The following is a 15,347-nucleotide window of genomic DNA, read 5'->3' on the forward strand; positions in this document are numbered from 1 at the left end:
ATGCCCCCGCTTGTCCCTTCCGGGTCACCGTTCTATCGTCGGGATGTATCGAGTCGATACATCAGCTCGACATAAAGAAGGCACGAGGCCGAGGAGGTGGGGATGAGCAGACGGTCCGGCATCCTCGAATTCGCCGTCCTGGGCCTGCTGCGCGAGTCCCCCATGCACGGCTACGAGCTGCGCAAACGGCTCAACACGTCGTTGGGGGTCTTCCGTGCGTTCAGCTACGGCACCCTGTATCCCTGCCTCAAGGCCCTGGTCGCCAACGGCTGGCTGACCGAGGAGACCGGCGGAGCCGGGGAAGCTCCCGCCGCCTCCCTCGGGGGGCGCCGAGCGAAGATCGTCTATCGGCTGACCGCGGAGGGGAAGGAGCACTTCGAGGAGCTGCTCTCCCATTCCGGCCCGGACGCGTGGGAGGACGAGCACTTCGGCGTGCGCTTCGCCTTCTTCGGGCAGACCTCGCGGGACGTCCGCATGCGGGTGCTGGAAGGCCGCCGCAGCCGGCTGGAGGAGCGCCTCGAAAAGATGCGCGTCTCTCTCGCCCGGACCCGTGAGCGGCTGGACGACTACACCCTCGAACTGCAGCGCCACGGCATGGAATCCGTGGAGCGCGAGGTCCGGTGGCTGAACGAGCTGATCGAGAGCGAGCGTGCCGGACGTGATCAACGCGCCCCGGGGTCCGCTGAGCAGGACAAGAAGGACACGTCAGAAAGCGCGGACGGCCTGCCCCGGCGCCGGGGTGATTCCGGGCCGGATCCGTCCGATGACACCACCCCATGAGACGCCGCGTCCGCGGGGCCTCATTCGAGAACACACAGGGAGCAACCGGAATGGGTTCGGTTCGCGTAGCCATCGTCGGTGTGGGCAACTGCGCCGCCTCGCTGGTACAGGGCGTCGAGTACTACAAGGACGCCGACCCGGACAGCCGTGTGCCCGGCCTCATGCACGTGCAGTTCGGCGACTACCACGTCCGTGACATCGAGTTCGTGGCTGCCTTCGACGTCGACGCCAAGAAGGTCGGCCTCGACCTCGCGGACGCCATCGGCGCCAGCGAGAACAACACCATCAAGATCTGCGACGTGCCGCCCGCCGGTGTGACCGTCCAGCGCGGCCACACCCTGGACGGTCTGGGCAAGTACTACCGCCAGACCATCGAGGAGTCCCAGGAGGCGCCGGTCGACGTCGTCCAGGTCCTCAAGGACCGGCAGGTCGACGTCCTGGTCTGCTACCTCCCCGTCGGCTCCGAGGACGCGGCGAAGTTCTACGCCCAGTGCGCCATCGACGCCAAGGTCGCCTTCGTCAACGCGCTGCCCGTGTTCATCGCCGGCACCAAGGAGTGGGCGGACAAGTTCACCGAGGCCGGCGTGCCGATCGTCGGTGACGACATCAAGTCCCAGGTGGGCGCCACCATCACGCACCGCGTCATGGCCAAGCTCTTCGAGGACCGCGGCGTCGTCCTGGACCGCACGATGCAGCTCAACGTCGGCGGCAACATGGACTTCAAGAACATGCTGGAGCGCGACCGCCTGGAGTCCAAGAAGATCTCCAAGACGCAGGCCGTCACCTCCCAGATCCGCGACCGCGAGCTGGGCGAGGACAACGTCCACATCGGCCCCTCGGACTACGTGGCCTGGCTCGACGACCGCAAGTGGGCCTACGTCCGCCTCGAAGGCCGTGCCTTCGGTGACGTGCCGCTGAACCTGGAGTACAAGCTGGAGGTCTGGGACTCCCCGAACTCCGCCGGCGTCATCATCGACGCGCTGCGCGCCGCGAAGATCGCCAAGGACCGCGGCATCGGCGGCCCCGTCCTCTCCGCGTCCTCGTACTTCATGAAGTCCCCGCCGGTCCAGTACTTCGACGACGAGGCCCGCGAGAACGTCGAGAAGTTCATCCGCGGCGAGGTCGAGCGCTAAGCACCCGCGCACCGCTCCGCCACAGGCTCCCGAAACGTCCCCTCGGGAGCCTGTGTGCTGTGAGGGTGGGGCCATGCCCGCACGCGATCTCCGGCTCCTGCTCCGCTCGCGCGACTTCCGTTCGCTGCTGGCCGTACGGCTGCTCTCGCAGGGCGCGGACGGCGTCTACCAGGTAGCGCTCGCCACCCACGTGGTGTTCTCCCCCGAGCAGCAGACCTCGCCGGTGGCCATCGCCTCCGCCATGGCCGTCCTGCTCCTGCCCTATTCGCTGCTGGGTCCCTTCACCGGGGTGCTGCTCGACCGGTGGCGCCGCCGGCAGGTGCTCCTCTTCGGCAACGCGCTGCGCGCCGTCCTCGCCCTCGTCACCGCCGCACTGATCACCGGGGCGGCCCCGGGGTGGCTGTTCTACGTCTCCGCCCTGTCGGTCACCGCCGTCAACCGCTTCGTCCTCGCGGGACTCTCGGCGGCGCTGCCCCATGTGGTCCACGGGGACCGGCTGGTCCTGGCCAACTCCCTGACCCCGACGGCCGGCACCCTCGCGGCCACCGCCGGCGGCGGGCTGGCTTTCGCCGTCCGGCTGATCGGCCCGGACACCGACGCGCTCGTCGTGCTCCTGGCCGCGGCCCTCTATCTCACCTCGGCCCTGACCGCCCTGCGGATGGCGCCGGGGCGCCTCGGCCCGCGCACCCTCCCACCGCGGCGCGGGCCGGCGGTCGCGGTGCGGGACACGGCGTGCGGGCTGATGGCCGGCGCGCGGCATCTCGCGGAGCGGCGCGCCGCCGGCTCCGCCCTGGGCGCGATGGCCGTGCTGCGCTTCTGCTACGGCGCCCTGACCGTCATGGTGCTGATGCTGTGCCGGTACGCCTGGTCGGACGGTACGTCCCAGGGTGTGGCGCTCCTGGGGCTGGCGGTGGTGGTGTCCGGGGCCGGGTACTTCCTGGCCGCCGTCCTGACGCCGTGGGCCGTGGCACGTCACACCCCGCTCGGCTGGATCGCGGTCTGCGCCGGGACCGCGGCGGTGCTGGTGCCGGCGCTCGGCCTGTCGTTCGCGCCGGGCCCGGTGCTGACCGTCGCCTTCGTCCTCGGGCTCACGACCCAGAGCGCGAAGATCGCCACGGACACGGTCGTTCAGCTGTCGGTCGACGACGCCTTCCGCGGGCGCGGGTTCGCCCTCTACGACGTGCTGTTCAACGTGGCGTTCGTCGCCGCCGCGGGGGTGACCGCCCTGGTGCTCCCGTCCAACGGCATCTCGGTAGCTCTCGTCTTGGCCACCGCCCTGCTGTACGCCGTCGTCGCCGTCGCAATGCCCCGGTGCGCGCGTCGCGCCGCGGCATGAGCCGGTACGCCCCAGAGCGGTGTCCGCGGCGTCACTGCGACCCGATACGTTTACCGGCGTCCATGACACAACGACATGCACGGGGGACTTTCGTGACCACGCCACCGCAGCCGGGGCAGCCACCCTACGGCCACAATCCGTACGGCCAGAACCCGTACGGCCAGCCGCCGCAGGCCGCCAACGCACCGTACGGCCAGCCTCCGCAGGCGCCCCCGCCCCCCTACGGCCAGCCTCCGCAAGCGACCCCTTACGGCCAGCCTCCGCAGGCAGCTCCGTACGGCCAGTCTGTTCCGCCCGCGCCCTACGGTCAGCCGTCGCCTCCGCCGGGCGGCTACGGGTATCCGCAGGCCGCTCCGTACGGCGCGCCCGTGCCGGGGCCCCAGCCCCCGGCGCCCACGCCTCCGCGTGACACCGCCGGCCGGAAGGTCGGCCGGGTCGTGATGACGTTCGTCGTCATCGGCGTGGTGATCGGCGGCCTCATCGGCTTCAGGTCCGTCTGGGACTCCCTGTTCGGCAGCGACGCCAAGACCGCGGCGGTCGGTGACTGCATGAAGAACACGGGCAGCACGTACTCGCCGAAGATGGAAACGGTGGACTGCTCTTCCTCCGAGGCCAAGTACAAGGTGGCCGAGGTGCACGACGACACCACGGACAAGTCGCTGTGTGACCTCACCAAGTACAACGCCTACTCGGAGGCCAGCGGCCGACGCCACCGCAACAAGGTCGTGCTGTGCCTGGAGGACGTGAAGCAGTAGGCTCCCGGGTTGTTTCACGTGAAACGCGGCGTTCGCGAACCTGCGTTTCACGTGAAACGTCAGCTCTGGCCGGCCCACCACTCCTTGAGGGCGGCTACGGCCTCCTCGTGCTCCATCGGCCCATTCTCCAGCCGCAGTTCCAGCAGGTGCTGGTAGGCCCGGCCCACCTGCGGTCCGGGGGCGATGTCGAGGATCCGCATGATGTCGTTGCCGTCCAGGTCGGGGCGGATCGCGTCCAGCTCCTCCTGCTCCTGGAGCCGGGCGATCCGCTCCTCCAGGCCGTCGTACGCCCGCGACAGCGCGTTGGCCTTGCGCTTGTTGCGGGTGGTGCAGTCCGAACGGGTCAGCTTGTGCAGCCGCTCCAGCAGGGGACCTGCGTCGCGTACGTAGCGCCGGACCGCAGAGTCCGTCCACTCTCCCGTCCCGTAGCCGTGGAAGCGCAGGTGCAGCTCCACCAGCCGCGAGACGTCCTTGATCATCTCGTTGGAGTACTTCAGGGCGGTCATGCGCTTCTTGGTCATCTTCGCGCCCACCACCTCGTGGTGGTGGAAGGAGACCCGGCCGTCCTGCTCGAAGCGACGCGTCTTCGGCTTTCCGATGTCGTGCAGCAGCGCGGCCAGCCGGAGCACCAGGTCCGGTCCGTCCTGTTCCAGGTCGATGGCCTGCTCCAGCACCGTCAGCGTGTGCTCGTAGACATCCTTGTGACGGTGATGTTCGTCACGTTCGAGTCGCAGTGCGGGCAGCTCCGGCAGTACCCGATCGGCGATTCCGGACTCGACCAGCAGCTTCAGGCCCTTGCGCGGGTGGGCGGCCAGGATCAGCTTGTTCAGCTCGGCCTGCACCCGCTCCGCGGAGACGATGTCGATCCGTTCCGCCATCTCCTTCATCGCCTCCACCACATCCGGAGCGACGTCGAAGTCGAGCTGGGCCGCGAACCGGGCGGCCCGCATCATGCGCAGCGGATCATCGGAGAACGACTCCTGCGGGGTGCCCGGCGTCCGCAACACCCGCGCGGCCAGGTCCTCCAGGCCGTTGTGCGGGTCGATGAACTCCTTCTGCGGCAGTGCCACCGCCATGGCGTTCACCGTGAAGTCCCGGCGCACCAGGTCTTCCTCGATGGAGTCGCCGTAGGACACCTCCGGCTTGCGCGACGTGCGGTCGTACGCCTCCGAGCGGTACGTCGTCACCTCGATGTCGAAGGAGTCCTTCTTGCACCCCACCGTGCCGAAGGCGATCCCGACCTCCCAGACCGCGTCGGCCCACGGCCGGACGATCTTCAGTACGTCCTCGGGGCGGGCGTCGGTCGTGAAGTCCAGGTCGTTGCCGAGCCGCCCGAGCAGCGCGTCCCGCACCGAACCGCCGACCAGGGCAAGCGTGAACCCGGCCTCCTGGAATCGGCGGGCCAGATCGTCCGCGACGGGGGAGACCCGCAGCAGCTCGCCGACGGCACGGCGCTGGACCCGGTTCAGCGCGTCCGCCTGCTGCGGCGTCCGCTCGGTCTGCGGGGAAGAGGTGTCATTGTTGGCGTTCGGCACAACAGAACAGGGTACGTGGCCGGGCCGCGCGAAGCGCTCCGGCGACGGGGCGGCACGAGGGCGCCGATCTTGTGGCCCGATCCCCAGCACTTCGGCGCCGTGGGCCTCGTTACCATGCGTGGACGCACATTCCGACGACCACTGACGACGACGAGGGACGGGCGAGCGCGTGGCCGAGGCGGCAGGGTTCCAGGGGCGTGAACGGCCGCGTGGCCGATGGCGGCGACGGGCCGCGACGCTGCTCGCCGGGCTGCCCCTCCTCGCGACCCTGGTGCAACTCCCCGCCCCCGTGGCCGCCCACGCGGCGGAGGGCTCGCGCACCGTCGACGTCGCCATCGACTCCCTCACCCCCACGGTCCCGGCGAAGGACGGCACGGTCACCGTCTCCGGCACGCTGACGAACGAGGGATCCGCCCCCGTCACCGACGCCCACGTGGGGCTGCGGGTCGGTGCCTCCTTCGACACCCGCAGCACCCTGGACGCCGCCGCCCGGCGCACCGGGTTCTCACCCGACGCGGACGGACCGGAGATCAAGGGGCACACCCAGAAGATCGACCGACTGAACCCGGGCGTCAGCCGGCCCTTCTCGCTCCGCGTCCCGGTCAAGGACCTCGACCTCGGCGGTGATGGCGTCTACCAACTCGGGGTCTCCCTGTCGGGCCAGACCCGCGACGCCCAATACGAGCGAGTGCTGGGCATCCAGCGGACGTTCCTGCCCTGGCAGACGTCCGACACGCAGAAGAAAACGCAGCTCACCTTCCTGTGGCCGCTGATCTCCACCACGCACCTCACCGCGGAGACCGACGCCAACGCCGTGCAGACCCCCGTCTTCCGCGACGACGACCTGGCGGCGGAGATCGCGCCCGGCGGACGACTGCAGCAACTCCTGTCCCTGGGCAAGGACCTGCCGGTCACCTTCGTCGTCGACCCCGACCTGCTCGCCAGCGTCGACGCGATGACCAGGAACTACAACGTCGAGACCGCCGACGGCGTCCGCCCCGGGAAGAACCAGGCGGTCGCCAGGCAGTGGCTTCTCGAACTGGAAGGCGCGGTCAAGACCCACGAGGTGGTCGCGCTGCCGTTCGCCGACCCCGACCTGGCAGCGCTCGCCCACCACGGCAAGGACGTCCCGGGCGCGCTCGGTCACCTGCGCCCGGCCACCGAGCTGGCGAGGACGGCCGTGGACACGATCCTCGGCGTCACCCCGCGCACCGACTTCACCTGGCCCGTGAACGGCGCGATCGACGCGTCGATCATCGACGTGGCCACCTCGGCGGGCGCCCACAACGTCATCACGCGCAGCGACAGTCTCGTGGAGACCGGCGGACTCACCTACACCCCCACGGCCGCCCGGCCCATCGGGGGCGGCAACACGGCCATCGTCGCGGACGCGCGGCTGTCCACCGCCTTCTCCGGTGACCTCACCGTCGCCGACAAGGCCACCCGGGCCGTCCAGGGCTTCCTGGCGCAGAGCCTGCTGATCACCAACCAGGAACCCGGCAGGCAGCGCAGCATCGTGGTCGCCCCGCAGCGGCTGCCCACCGCCTCGCAGGCGCAGGCCATGGCCACCGCGCTGAAGGCGCTGTCCCCGGGGCGCTGGACCCAGCCCCTGAACCTCAGCGGCGCGGCCAAGGCCCAGCCCGACCCGAACGCCACCCGCCAGGTGCCGCCCCGTTCCGCGTACCCCCGCTCACTGCGGGCGCAGGAGCTCCCGGTCGACGCCTTCCGGCAGATGCAGGACACGCAGGCGGCCCTGGACGACTTCCAGGTGATCCTGTCCCGGCCGGAGCGGGTGGCGACGCCGTTCGGCAACGCCGTGATGCGGGAGATGTCGACCGAGTGGCGCGGCGACACCGCGGGCGCCACGGCGTTCCGCGGCTCCGTCCGCAGCTACCTCGACGACCTGACGAAGCGCGTCCACCTGATCCAGAAGTCGAACGCCACGCTCTCCGGGCGCAGCGCGACGATCCCGGTGACGGTGCAGAACGACCTCGTCCAAGGCGTCAAGGGCCTGACGCTGGAGCTGACCACCTCGCAGACGAACCGGCTGGACGCGGGCGAGCCCCAAGAGGTCAAGGTCAGCGGTGGGCACAGCCAGTCCTTCAAGTTCGACACCACGGCGAACGCGAACGGCCCGGCGCAGGTGACCGCACAGCTTTACACCGCGGACGGCAAGCCCTACGGGGACCCCATGGTCTTCGTGGTGAACGTCACGGAGATCACCTCTGCGATCATGCTCGTCATCGCGGGCGGCGTCCTCCTGCTCGTGCTCGCCGGCGTCCGGATCTACCTCCAGCGCAAGCGCGCCGCGGCCCGCCAGGAGGAGGAAGGGACCGAGGGCGGCACAGGTGGCGACGACGGCACGGATGGTGACGAGCCCGAGCAGCCGGGTGACCCGGCACCGGACACCGGTTCGGAGAGCACGGACACGTCCGGCTCAGGTGAGAAAGTGGACCGTTGATAGTTGACGGGGCCGGATGGCCGGCGACGGATGAGGTGGGGCAGCGATGAATGCGCCGTACGACGGTGACCGCGGCCGGGGCGCGAGCGGCGACCCCGCGCCGCAGGTCCCCCCGAACCGCCAGGGGCCTCCTGTGCCGGGTCCCTACGACCAGGACGTCCATGCCCGTGACCCCTACGTGCAGGACGCCTACGCCAACGATCCCTACCGGTCCCAGGACCCCACGGCCCAGGACCCGGTCGCCGACGCGCTCTACGACCAGGCGGCCCACCCTCCCCCGCCGCCCCGGCAGGAGCCGCACCCCCTCTACCACCAGCCGCCCGCGCCCCAGCACACGCCCGACCCGCACCTGTGGGCCGCGCCCCCGGCACCCGAGCCGCAAGGGCCGACGCGCCACCTGCCGTACGGGGACCACGCCGCCTCGACGCAGTACGTCGGCGTCGACGACCTGATCACACAGGCCGGCGACGAGCGCCCTGAGCCGGACGCGTTCGCCCACCTCTTCCGGGACCAGCAGCCCTACGAGCGCCGGCCCTACGAGCACCAGGGACCGGTGGCGCCTCCGCAGCACCCCGTCCCTGAGACCGCGGCCGTTCCCGCGCCGCCGGTTCCCGCCGCGCCGGAGCCCGCGCCGCAGGAGCCGCCCTCGGCTCCCGCGGCGGCGAAGCCGTCCGGCGGCAAGTCCGGCGGGCTGCTCAAGTCCAGCGCGATCATGGCCGCCGGCACCATCGTCTCCCGCCTCACCGGCTTCGTCCGGTCCGCTCTGATCGTGGCGGCGCTGGGAGGCGCGGTCCTCGGTGACGCCTGGCAGGTCGCCTACACCCTGCCCACGATGATCTTCATTCTGACCATCGGCGGCGGGCTGAACTCCGTGTTCGTCCCCCAGCTGGTCCGCGCCATGAAGGAGGACGAGGACGGCGGCGAGGCGTACGCCAACCGCCTGCTGACGCTCGTCGTGGCGGTGCTCGGCGTCCTCACCGTCGTGGCCGTGCTGGGAGCGCCACTCCTGGTGAAACTGGTGTCCTTCGACATCTCCCGGGATCCGGGGGCCAACGAGGTCGCCGTCGCCTTCACCCGCTACTGCCTGCCCACGATCTTCTTCATGGGCGTGCACGTCGTGATGGGGCAGATCCTCAACGCCCGCGGCCGTTTCGGCGCGATGATGTGGACCCCGGTCCTGAACAACATCGTCATGATCGCCACCTTCGGCCTCTTCATCTGGGTCTACGGCACCGCCAAGACCTCCCACATGGGCGTCACCACCATCCCCGACGAAGGCATCCGGCTGCTGGGTCTGGGCACCCTGCTCGGCCTGGTCGTCCAGGCGCTGGCGATGGTCCCCTATCTCCGCGACGCCGGGTTCAAGCTCCGGCTGCGCTTCGACTGGCGCGGCCACGGCCTGGGCAAGGCGGCCAAGCTCGCCAAGTGGACCGTCCTGTTCGTGCTCGCCAACCAGGCGGGCGTCCTGGTCGTCACCCAGCTCTCCACCTGGGCGGGCAACACCGCCGCCCAGCAGGGCCACCCCGGCACGGGGTACATCGCCTACGCCAGCGCCCAGCTCATCTGGAACATGCCGCAGGCCATCATCACCGTCTCCGTCATGGCCGCCCTGCTGCCCCGGCTGTCGCGCTCCGCGCACGACGGCGACACCGGGGCGGTCCGCGACGACCTCTCCCAGGGCCTGCGCACCTCCGCGGTCGCCATCGTGCCGCTGTCCTTCGGCTTCCTCTCGATCGGCATCCCGCTGTGCACGCTGATCTACGGATCGTCCGGGGCCGGCGTGTCGATGGGCTACATGCTGATGGCCTTTGGCGTCGGCCTGATCCCCTTCTCCGTGCAGTACGTCATCCTGCGCGTGTTCTACGCGTACGAGGACACCCGCACGCCCTTCTACAACACGGTCATCGTCGCCGCCGTGAACGCCGCCGCATCCGCCGTCTGCTTCCTCGTCCTGCCCGCCCGCTGGTCGGTGGTCGGCATGGCGGCCTCCTACGGCCTGGCGTACATCATCGGTGTCGGTGTGGCGTGGCGCCGGCTGCGCAAGCGGATGGGTGGCGATCTGGACGGCGCCCACGTCGTGCGTACGTACGCGCGACTCGCCGGCGCGAGCATCCCCGCGACGCTGCTCTCCGGCGTCGCCGTCTACGCCGTCATCCAGGGCCTGGGCACCGGGCTCCTCGGGTCGCTGGCCGCCCTGGTCGGCGGTGGAGCCGTGCTCATGGTCGTCTTCTACCTGGCCGCCCGGAAGATGCGCATCGACGAGCTGAACGCCATGGTCGGCATGGTCCGGGCCAAGCTGGGGCGCTGACCGCACACAACCATCGCCCACCATCGCGTGTCGTGCATAGTGGCGGTCTGTGGGCACAATTGTCGTGGCTCTTGGAGCCTGCAACGGATGGGGAGGCAGGAACGACGGTGGCGGAACGGAGCACGGCTGCCGTCGACGTGGCCGACACGAGCGGTGACGAACCGCTGTCCGCCAAGGCGGGCGGGGCCACGGACGACGGTGCGGAGGCCGAAGGAGCAGCCGGCACGGGCCAGGACGGCGCTCGCGCCGAGGAGAAGGGCGCCGGGACGCCGCCGCCCGACCTGCACAGCGGCCACAAGCTCGCCAGACGCTACCGCCTTGAGGAGTGCGTCACCCGTCTGGACGGCTTCAGCAGTTGGCGGGCGGTCGATGAGAAGCTCCGCCGCGCCGTGGGTGTGCACATCCTGCCCGCCGACCACCCCCGGGCCCGCCCCGTACTGTCCGCCGCCCGCTCCTCCGCGCTGCTCGGCGACCCCCGCTTCGTGCAGGTGCTGGACGCCGTCGAAGAGAACGACCTCGTCTACGTCGTCCACGAGTGGCTGCCGGACGCGGTCGAACTCACCACCATCCTCGGCAACGGCCCCCTGGAACCGCACGACGCCTACCAACTCGTCCACCAGGTCTCCCAGGCGATGGCCGCCGCCCACCGCGAGGGCCTGTCCCACTTGCGCCTGACCCCGGGCGCGGTGCTGCGCACCGGCACCGGGCAGTACCGCATCCGAGGGCTCGCCGTCATGGCGGCGCTCCGCGGCATCACCAGCGAGCACCCCCAGCGCACCGACACCGAATCCATCGGCGCGCTGCTGTACGCGGCCCTGACCCGGCGCTGGCCGTACGAGAGCGACGCGCACGGCCTGCCCGGGCTTCCCAAGGGGGTGGGGCTGCTCCCGCCCGACCAGGTGCGGGCGGGGGTGCACCGCGGACTCGCCGAACTGGCCATGCGGGCCCTGGTCAACGACGGTGCCACGGCCTCCCGCCAGGAGCAGCCCTGCACCACGCCCGAAGAACTCGCCAAGGCCGTCGCCGCCCTGCCGCGCATCCGGCCTCCGGAGCCGACGTTCGCCACGCCCACGCCCTACCGGCCCACGTCGTTCCAGAAGGGCACCTACGGTCCGGCGGCCCGGCAGGGCGCCGCCCTCGCCCAGCCCGTCGCCACTCCGCCCCCGCCTCTCCACAGCCGTACCGGCAAGGCGCTCAAGTGGGGTGTCTCCGCGTTGCTCATCGCGGCGCTGGGGCTGGGGAGTTGGCAACTCGCGGACACGCTGCTCCAGGGTGAGAACCAGGACCAGCAGAACAACTCCCAGTCGGACGACGACCACGCGAAGCCCCAGAAGCCCGCCAGTGTCCCGCTGAAGATCGCCGGCGCCGAGGAGTACTACCCGGACGGAAACCCCCAGCACGCCGGCGACGTGGGCCTCACCTACGACGGCGACCCCGGCACCGCCTGGAAGACCCGGTACTTCAACCAGGGACCGGACCTCCACCCGTCGGTCAAGCAGGGCGTGGGCATCACCTACGACCTGGGATCGGAGCGCAAGGTCACGGGCGCGGACATAGCGCTCCTCTTCGGCGGCCCCCACACCACCGTTTCCCTGTACGCCACCGACTCCACGTCCTCATCCGCTCCCTTGAGCTCGATGAAGAAGCTCGGCAGCACCCAGACCGACGGCACGGAAGCGAAGATCTCCGTGAAGGACCCGAAGCCGACCCGCTACGTCCTGGTCTGGATGACGGCCATGCCCTGGGCGCCACGCGACACCTTCAGCGGCGCCGGTTACAAGCAGGGCCTGACGAACGTCTCCTTCAGCGGCCTCCGCTCCTGACAAGTCGCCGCGTGTGGTGGGCCCCGGGGCAGGTTTTCCCGGGGCCCACCACACACCACCCGCCCCAGGCGTCCGGCCTCGTGCGGGCTCATGGCCGAATCCCCATGCATTTACTTTCGTTGGGGGAGCGGCTTCAATGGGCCCAGACATCCGCTACCCGCGTCAGGGGGCCACGTGGAGGCTGGGATCGACGGGCCTCACGTAGTGAGCGACAGGGACCTCCTCACCCGCCATGTCGCGGGTGACCCCGATGCCTTCGGGGAGATAGTCCGACGACACCGCGACCGGCTCTGGGCCGTGGCACTGCGCACGCTCGGAGATCGCGAAGAAGCCGCGGACGCCGTCCAGGACGCGCTCGTCTCCGCCTACCGCGCCGCTCACACCTTCCGCGGACAGTCCGCCGTCACCACCTGGCTCCACCGGATCACCGTCAACGCCTGCCTCGACCGGGCTCGCAAGACCGCCTCCCGGCGCACCTCACCCGTCGCGGAGACCGAGCGCCTGGAGCAGCTCCTGGAGCCGCACGAATCGGCCGCCGTACCGGCCGAGCGCCAGGACCTGCACCGGGAATTGCTGGCGGCGCTGCGCACCCTGCCGGAAGAGCAGCGCGCCGCCCTCGTACTCGTCGACATGCAGGGTTACCCCGTGGCCGAGGCCGCCGAGATCCTCGACGTGCCGGCCGGCACCGTCAAAAGCCGCTGCGCGCGAGGGCGCGCCCGCCTTCTTCCACTCCTCACCCATCTGCGTCCGGAACAAGGGGGTAACAAGCCCGTCGGCGGGGGAAGGAACCGGGCGCGGGGGACGTCCGTCCCACAGGCGGCAGGGCCGAAGGACACAGATGCCGTGAAGGGCGGAGGTGGGCGAGCGTGACATCCACGACCGACACGGACGAGCACCCGGAGGTCGCGGAGATCTCCGCCCTCACGGACGGTCTTCTCCCTCCGGCCCGCACCGCGGCGGTCCGGGATCACCTGGCGCGCTGCTCACTGTGCGGAGACGTGCACGCCTCGCTGGAGGAGATCCGGGGGCTGCTCGGCACGCTGCCCGGTCCAGTCCGGATGCCCGCCGATGTGGCCGGCCGGATCGACGCGGCTCTTGCCGCCGAAGCGCTGCTGGACGCCACGACACCGGCCCCCGGGACCCACGTTTCACGTGAAACGCCACCTCTCGACACGATCAGCGTTTCACGTGAAACAACGAGCCGCACCCGCCCCGAGGGCCACCCTCGGGCCGCCACCGGGCCCGGCCGCCCCTCCCCGGCGCCGCGAGGTCACCGACCGCGGCGCTGGCCGAAGATCTTGCTCGGTACCGCGGCAGCCGTCGCGGTCCTGGGCGTCGGCGGCATCGTCGTCCAGAACCTGTCCGCCTCGCCTGAGGACAACGGGCAGCCACAGGCCACCGCCTCACCCGAGCGCACGGACGTGGCCCTGAAGAACCGGGTCCATGCCCTGCTCACCACCGTGCACACCGAGGTCGGAGCCCGCTCGGCTTCCCCCTTCCGGGAGAAAGACCCGCTGCCTGCCTGTGTCCGGCAGGGAACCGGCCGTCCGGAAGCTCCGCTCGCCTCGGCTCACGAGGCCTACGAAGGCAAGGACGCCTATCTCGTCATACTGCCGCACCCCTCCGATCCCGATCAGGTGTCGGTGTACGTCGTCGCGGCTTCCTGCGTCTCCGCCTCACCCCCGGCTCCGGGGAAAATCTTGCTGAGCCGCTCGTACCAGCGTGAATGAACCGCTGGGGGTCCGCTGCCGCACTGCGGGAATGCTCGCCCCGTAGGATCCGTTGGGTGGGGTGAGAGATCCCACGCAGTCGGCAGAGACAAGGAAGACACCCGTGAGCGACGTCCGCAATGTGATCATCATCGGCTCCGGGCCCGCGGGCTACACCGCCGCGCTCTACACCGCCCGTGCCTCCCTCAAGCCGCTGGTCTTCGAGGGCGCCGTGACGGCCGGTGGCGCGCTGATGAACACCACCGACGTGGAGAACTTCCCCGGCTTCCGCGACGGCATCATGGGCCCGGACCTCATGGACAACATGCGAGCTCAGGCAGAGCGCTTCGGCGCCGAGCTCATTCCTGACGACGTGGTCGCCGTCGACCTCACCCAGGAGATCAAGACCGTCACCGACACCGCTGGCACGGTCCACCGCGCCAAGGCCGTCATCGTCACCACCGGCTCCCAGCACCGCAAGCTGGGGCTGCCCCGTGAGGACGAACTGTCGGGCCGCGGCGTCTCCTGGTGCGCCACCTGCGACGGGTTCTTCTTCAAGGAGCAGGACGTCGCCGTCATCGGTGGTGGCGACACGGCGATGGAGGAGGCGACCTTCCTCTCCCGCTTCGCCAAGTCGGTCACGATCGTGCACCGTCGCGACACCCTGCGCGCCAGCAAGGCGATGCAGGAGCGTGCCTTCGCCGACCCGAAGATCAAGTTTGTGTGGGACAGCGAGGTCGCCGAGATCCACGGCGACTCGAAGCTGGCCGGCCTCACGCTGCGCAACCTCAAGACCGGCGAGACCAGCGAGCTGCCGGTGACCGGTCTGTTCATCGCGATCGGCCACGACCCGCGGACCGAGCTGTTCAAGGACCAGCTCGACCTGGACGACGAGGGCTACCTCAAGGTGCAGTCGCCCAGCACACGGACCAACCTGACGGGTGTCTTCGCCGCCGGTGACGTGGTGGACCACACCTACCGCCAGGCGATCACCGCTGCGGGCACCGGCTGCTCCGCCGCGCTGGACGCCGAGCGCTTCCTGGCCGCGCTCGCCGACGTCGCTCCGGAGCACACTCCGGAGCCGGAGAAGACCGCTTCTCTGTAACTCCCCCACCCCCCACCCCACGCTTATTAAGGAGACCGCCATGGCCGGCGCCACGGTAACTGTGACCGACGACAACTTCGACGAGGTCGTGCTCAAGAACGAGAAGCCCGTGCTCGTCGAGTTCTGGGCCGTCTGGTGCGGCCCGTGCCGCCAGGTCGCCCCCTCGCTGGAGGCCATCGCCGCGGAGCACGACGAGATCGTCGTCGCCAAGCTCAACACCGACGAGAACCCGGCGACCACCGCCAAGTACGGCGTCATGTCCATCCCGACCATGAACGTCTACAAGGGCGGCGAGGTCGTCAAGACCATCGTCGGCGCCAAGCCGAAGGCCGCCATCGAGCGGGACCTCGCGGACTTCCTCGCCTGAGCGCACTACGCGGACGGGCCCGCCCCTACTGGGGG

12 protein-coding genes are annotated in these 15,347 nt (G+C 70.4%); 11 read left to right on the forward strand and 1 reads right to left on the reverse strand.

What is annotated here, in order from left to right; translation table 11 throughout:
- The first annotated feature begins 102 nt into the window (after positions 1-102).
- From ABZX96_RS32835 to ABZX96_RS32850, 4 genes are all read left to right on the forward strand, one after another.
- Positions 103-780, forward strand: coding sequence for a PadR family transcriptional regulator (locus ABZX96_RS32835; RefSeq protein WP_355551455.1), 678 nt, complete (start codon positions 103-105; stop codon positions 778-780).
- A gap of 50 nt (positions 781-830) precedes the next feature.
- Positions 831-1,913 (forward strand): inositol-3-phosphate synthase, encoded by a 1,083-nt coding sequence (locus ABZX96_RS32840; protein WP_355551457.1) that lies wholly within the window; start codon positions 831-833, stop codon positions 1,911-1,913.
- 73 nt (positions 1,914-1,986) lie between these two features.
- Positions 1,987-3,249, forward strand: coding sequence for an MFS transporter (locus ABZX96_RS32845; protein ID WP_355551459.1), 1,263 nt, complete (start codon positions 1,987-1,989; stop codon positions 3,247-3,249).
- 440 nt (positions 3,250-3,689) lie between these two features.
- On the forward strand, positions 3,690-4,004 hold the full coding sequence (locus ABZX96_RS32850; protein WP_355551472.1) for a hypothetical protein: 315 nt from the start codon (positions 3,690-3,692) through the stop codon (positions 4,002-4,004).
- A gap of 59 nt (positions 4,005-4,063) precedes the next feature.
- On the opposite strand, the gene ABZX96_RS32855 is transcribed toward ABZX96_RS32850, so the two are convergent.
- Positions 4,064-5,539 carry a CCA tRNA nucleotidyltransferase gene (locus ABZX96_RS32855; RefSeq protein WP_355551461.1) on the reverse strand — a complete coding sequence of 492 codons (1,476 nt, stop codon included), beginning with the start codon at positions 5,537-5,539 and terminating at the stop codon, positions 4,064-4,066.
- Positions 5,540-5,708: 169 nt separating this feature from the next.
- Between ABZX96_RS32855 and ABZX96_RS32860 the strand changes: the two genes are divergently transcribed.
- The 7 genes from ABZX96_RS32860 to trxA all read left to right on the forward strand — a co-directional run bounded on the left by ABZX96_RS32860 (position 5,709) and on the right by trxA (position 15,312).
- Positions 5,709-8,000, forward strand: a complete 2,292-nt coding sequence (locus ABZX96_RS32860) for a DUF6049 family protein (RefSeq protein WP_355551463.1) — start codon at positions 5,709-5,711, stop codon at positions 7,998-8,000.
- A 46-nt stretch (positions 8,001-8,046) separates the two neighbouring features.
- Positions 8,047-10,308: a murein biosynthesis integral membrane protein MurJ gene (murJ, locus tag ABZX96_RS32865; protein WP_355551464.1), complete on the forward strand. Its 2,262-nt coding sequence runs from the start codon at positions 8,047-8,049 to the stop codon at positions 10,306-10,308.
- 107 nt (positions 10,309-10,415) lie between these two features.
- Positions 10,416-12,131, forward strand: coding sequence for a protein kinase family protein (locus ABZX96_RS32870; protein ID WP_355551465.1), 1,716 nt, complete (start codon positions 10,416-10,418; stop codon positions 12,129-12,131).
- A 186-nt stretch (positions 12,132-12,317) separates the two neighbouring features.
- Positions 12,318-13,001 (forward strand): RNA polymerase sigma factor SigM, encoded by a 684-nt coding sequence (gene sigM / locus ABZX96_RS32875; RefSeq protein ID WP_355551474.1) that lies wholly within the window; start codon positions 12,318-12,320, stop codon positions 12,999-13,001.
- Positions 12,998-13,861 carry a hypothetical protein gene (locus ABZX96_RS32880; RefSeq protein WP_355551466.1) on the forward strand — a complete coding sequence of 288 codons (864 nt, stop codon included), beginning with the start codon at positions 12,998-13,000 and terminating at the stop codon, positions 13,859-13,861. The genes sigM and ABZX96_RS32880 overlap by 4 nt, the downstream gene beginning before the upstream one ends.
- Positions 13,862-13,964: 103 nt before the next feature.
- Positions 13,965-14,945 (forward strand): thioredoxin-disulfide reductase, encoded by a 981-nt coding sequence (gene trxB / locus ABZX96_RS32885; protein WP_355551468.1) that lies wholly within the window; start codon positions 13,965-13,967, stop codon positions 14,943-14,945.
- A 40-nt stretch (positions 14,946-14,985) separates the two neighbouring features.
- Complete coding sequence (trxA, locus tag ABZX96_RS32890) at positions 14,986-15,312, forward strand: thioredoxin (protein WP_355551470.1); 327 nt, start codon at positions 14,986-14,988, stop codon at positions 15,310-15,312.
- Positions 15,313-15,347: the final 35 nt, after the last annotated feature.

The sequence above is a fragment of the Streptomyces sp. NPDC003077 genome, assembly GCF_040611095.1.
In the GTDB taxonomy this organism is placed as follows: Bacteria; Actinomycetota; Actinomycetes; order Streptomycetales; family Streptomycetaceae; genus Streptomyces.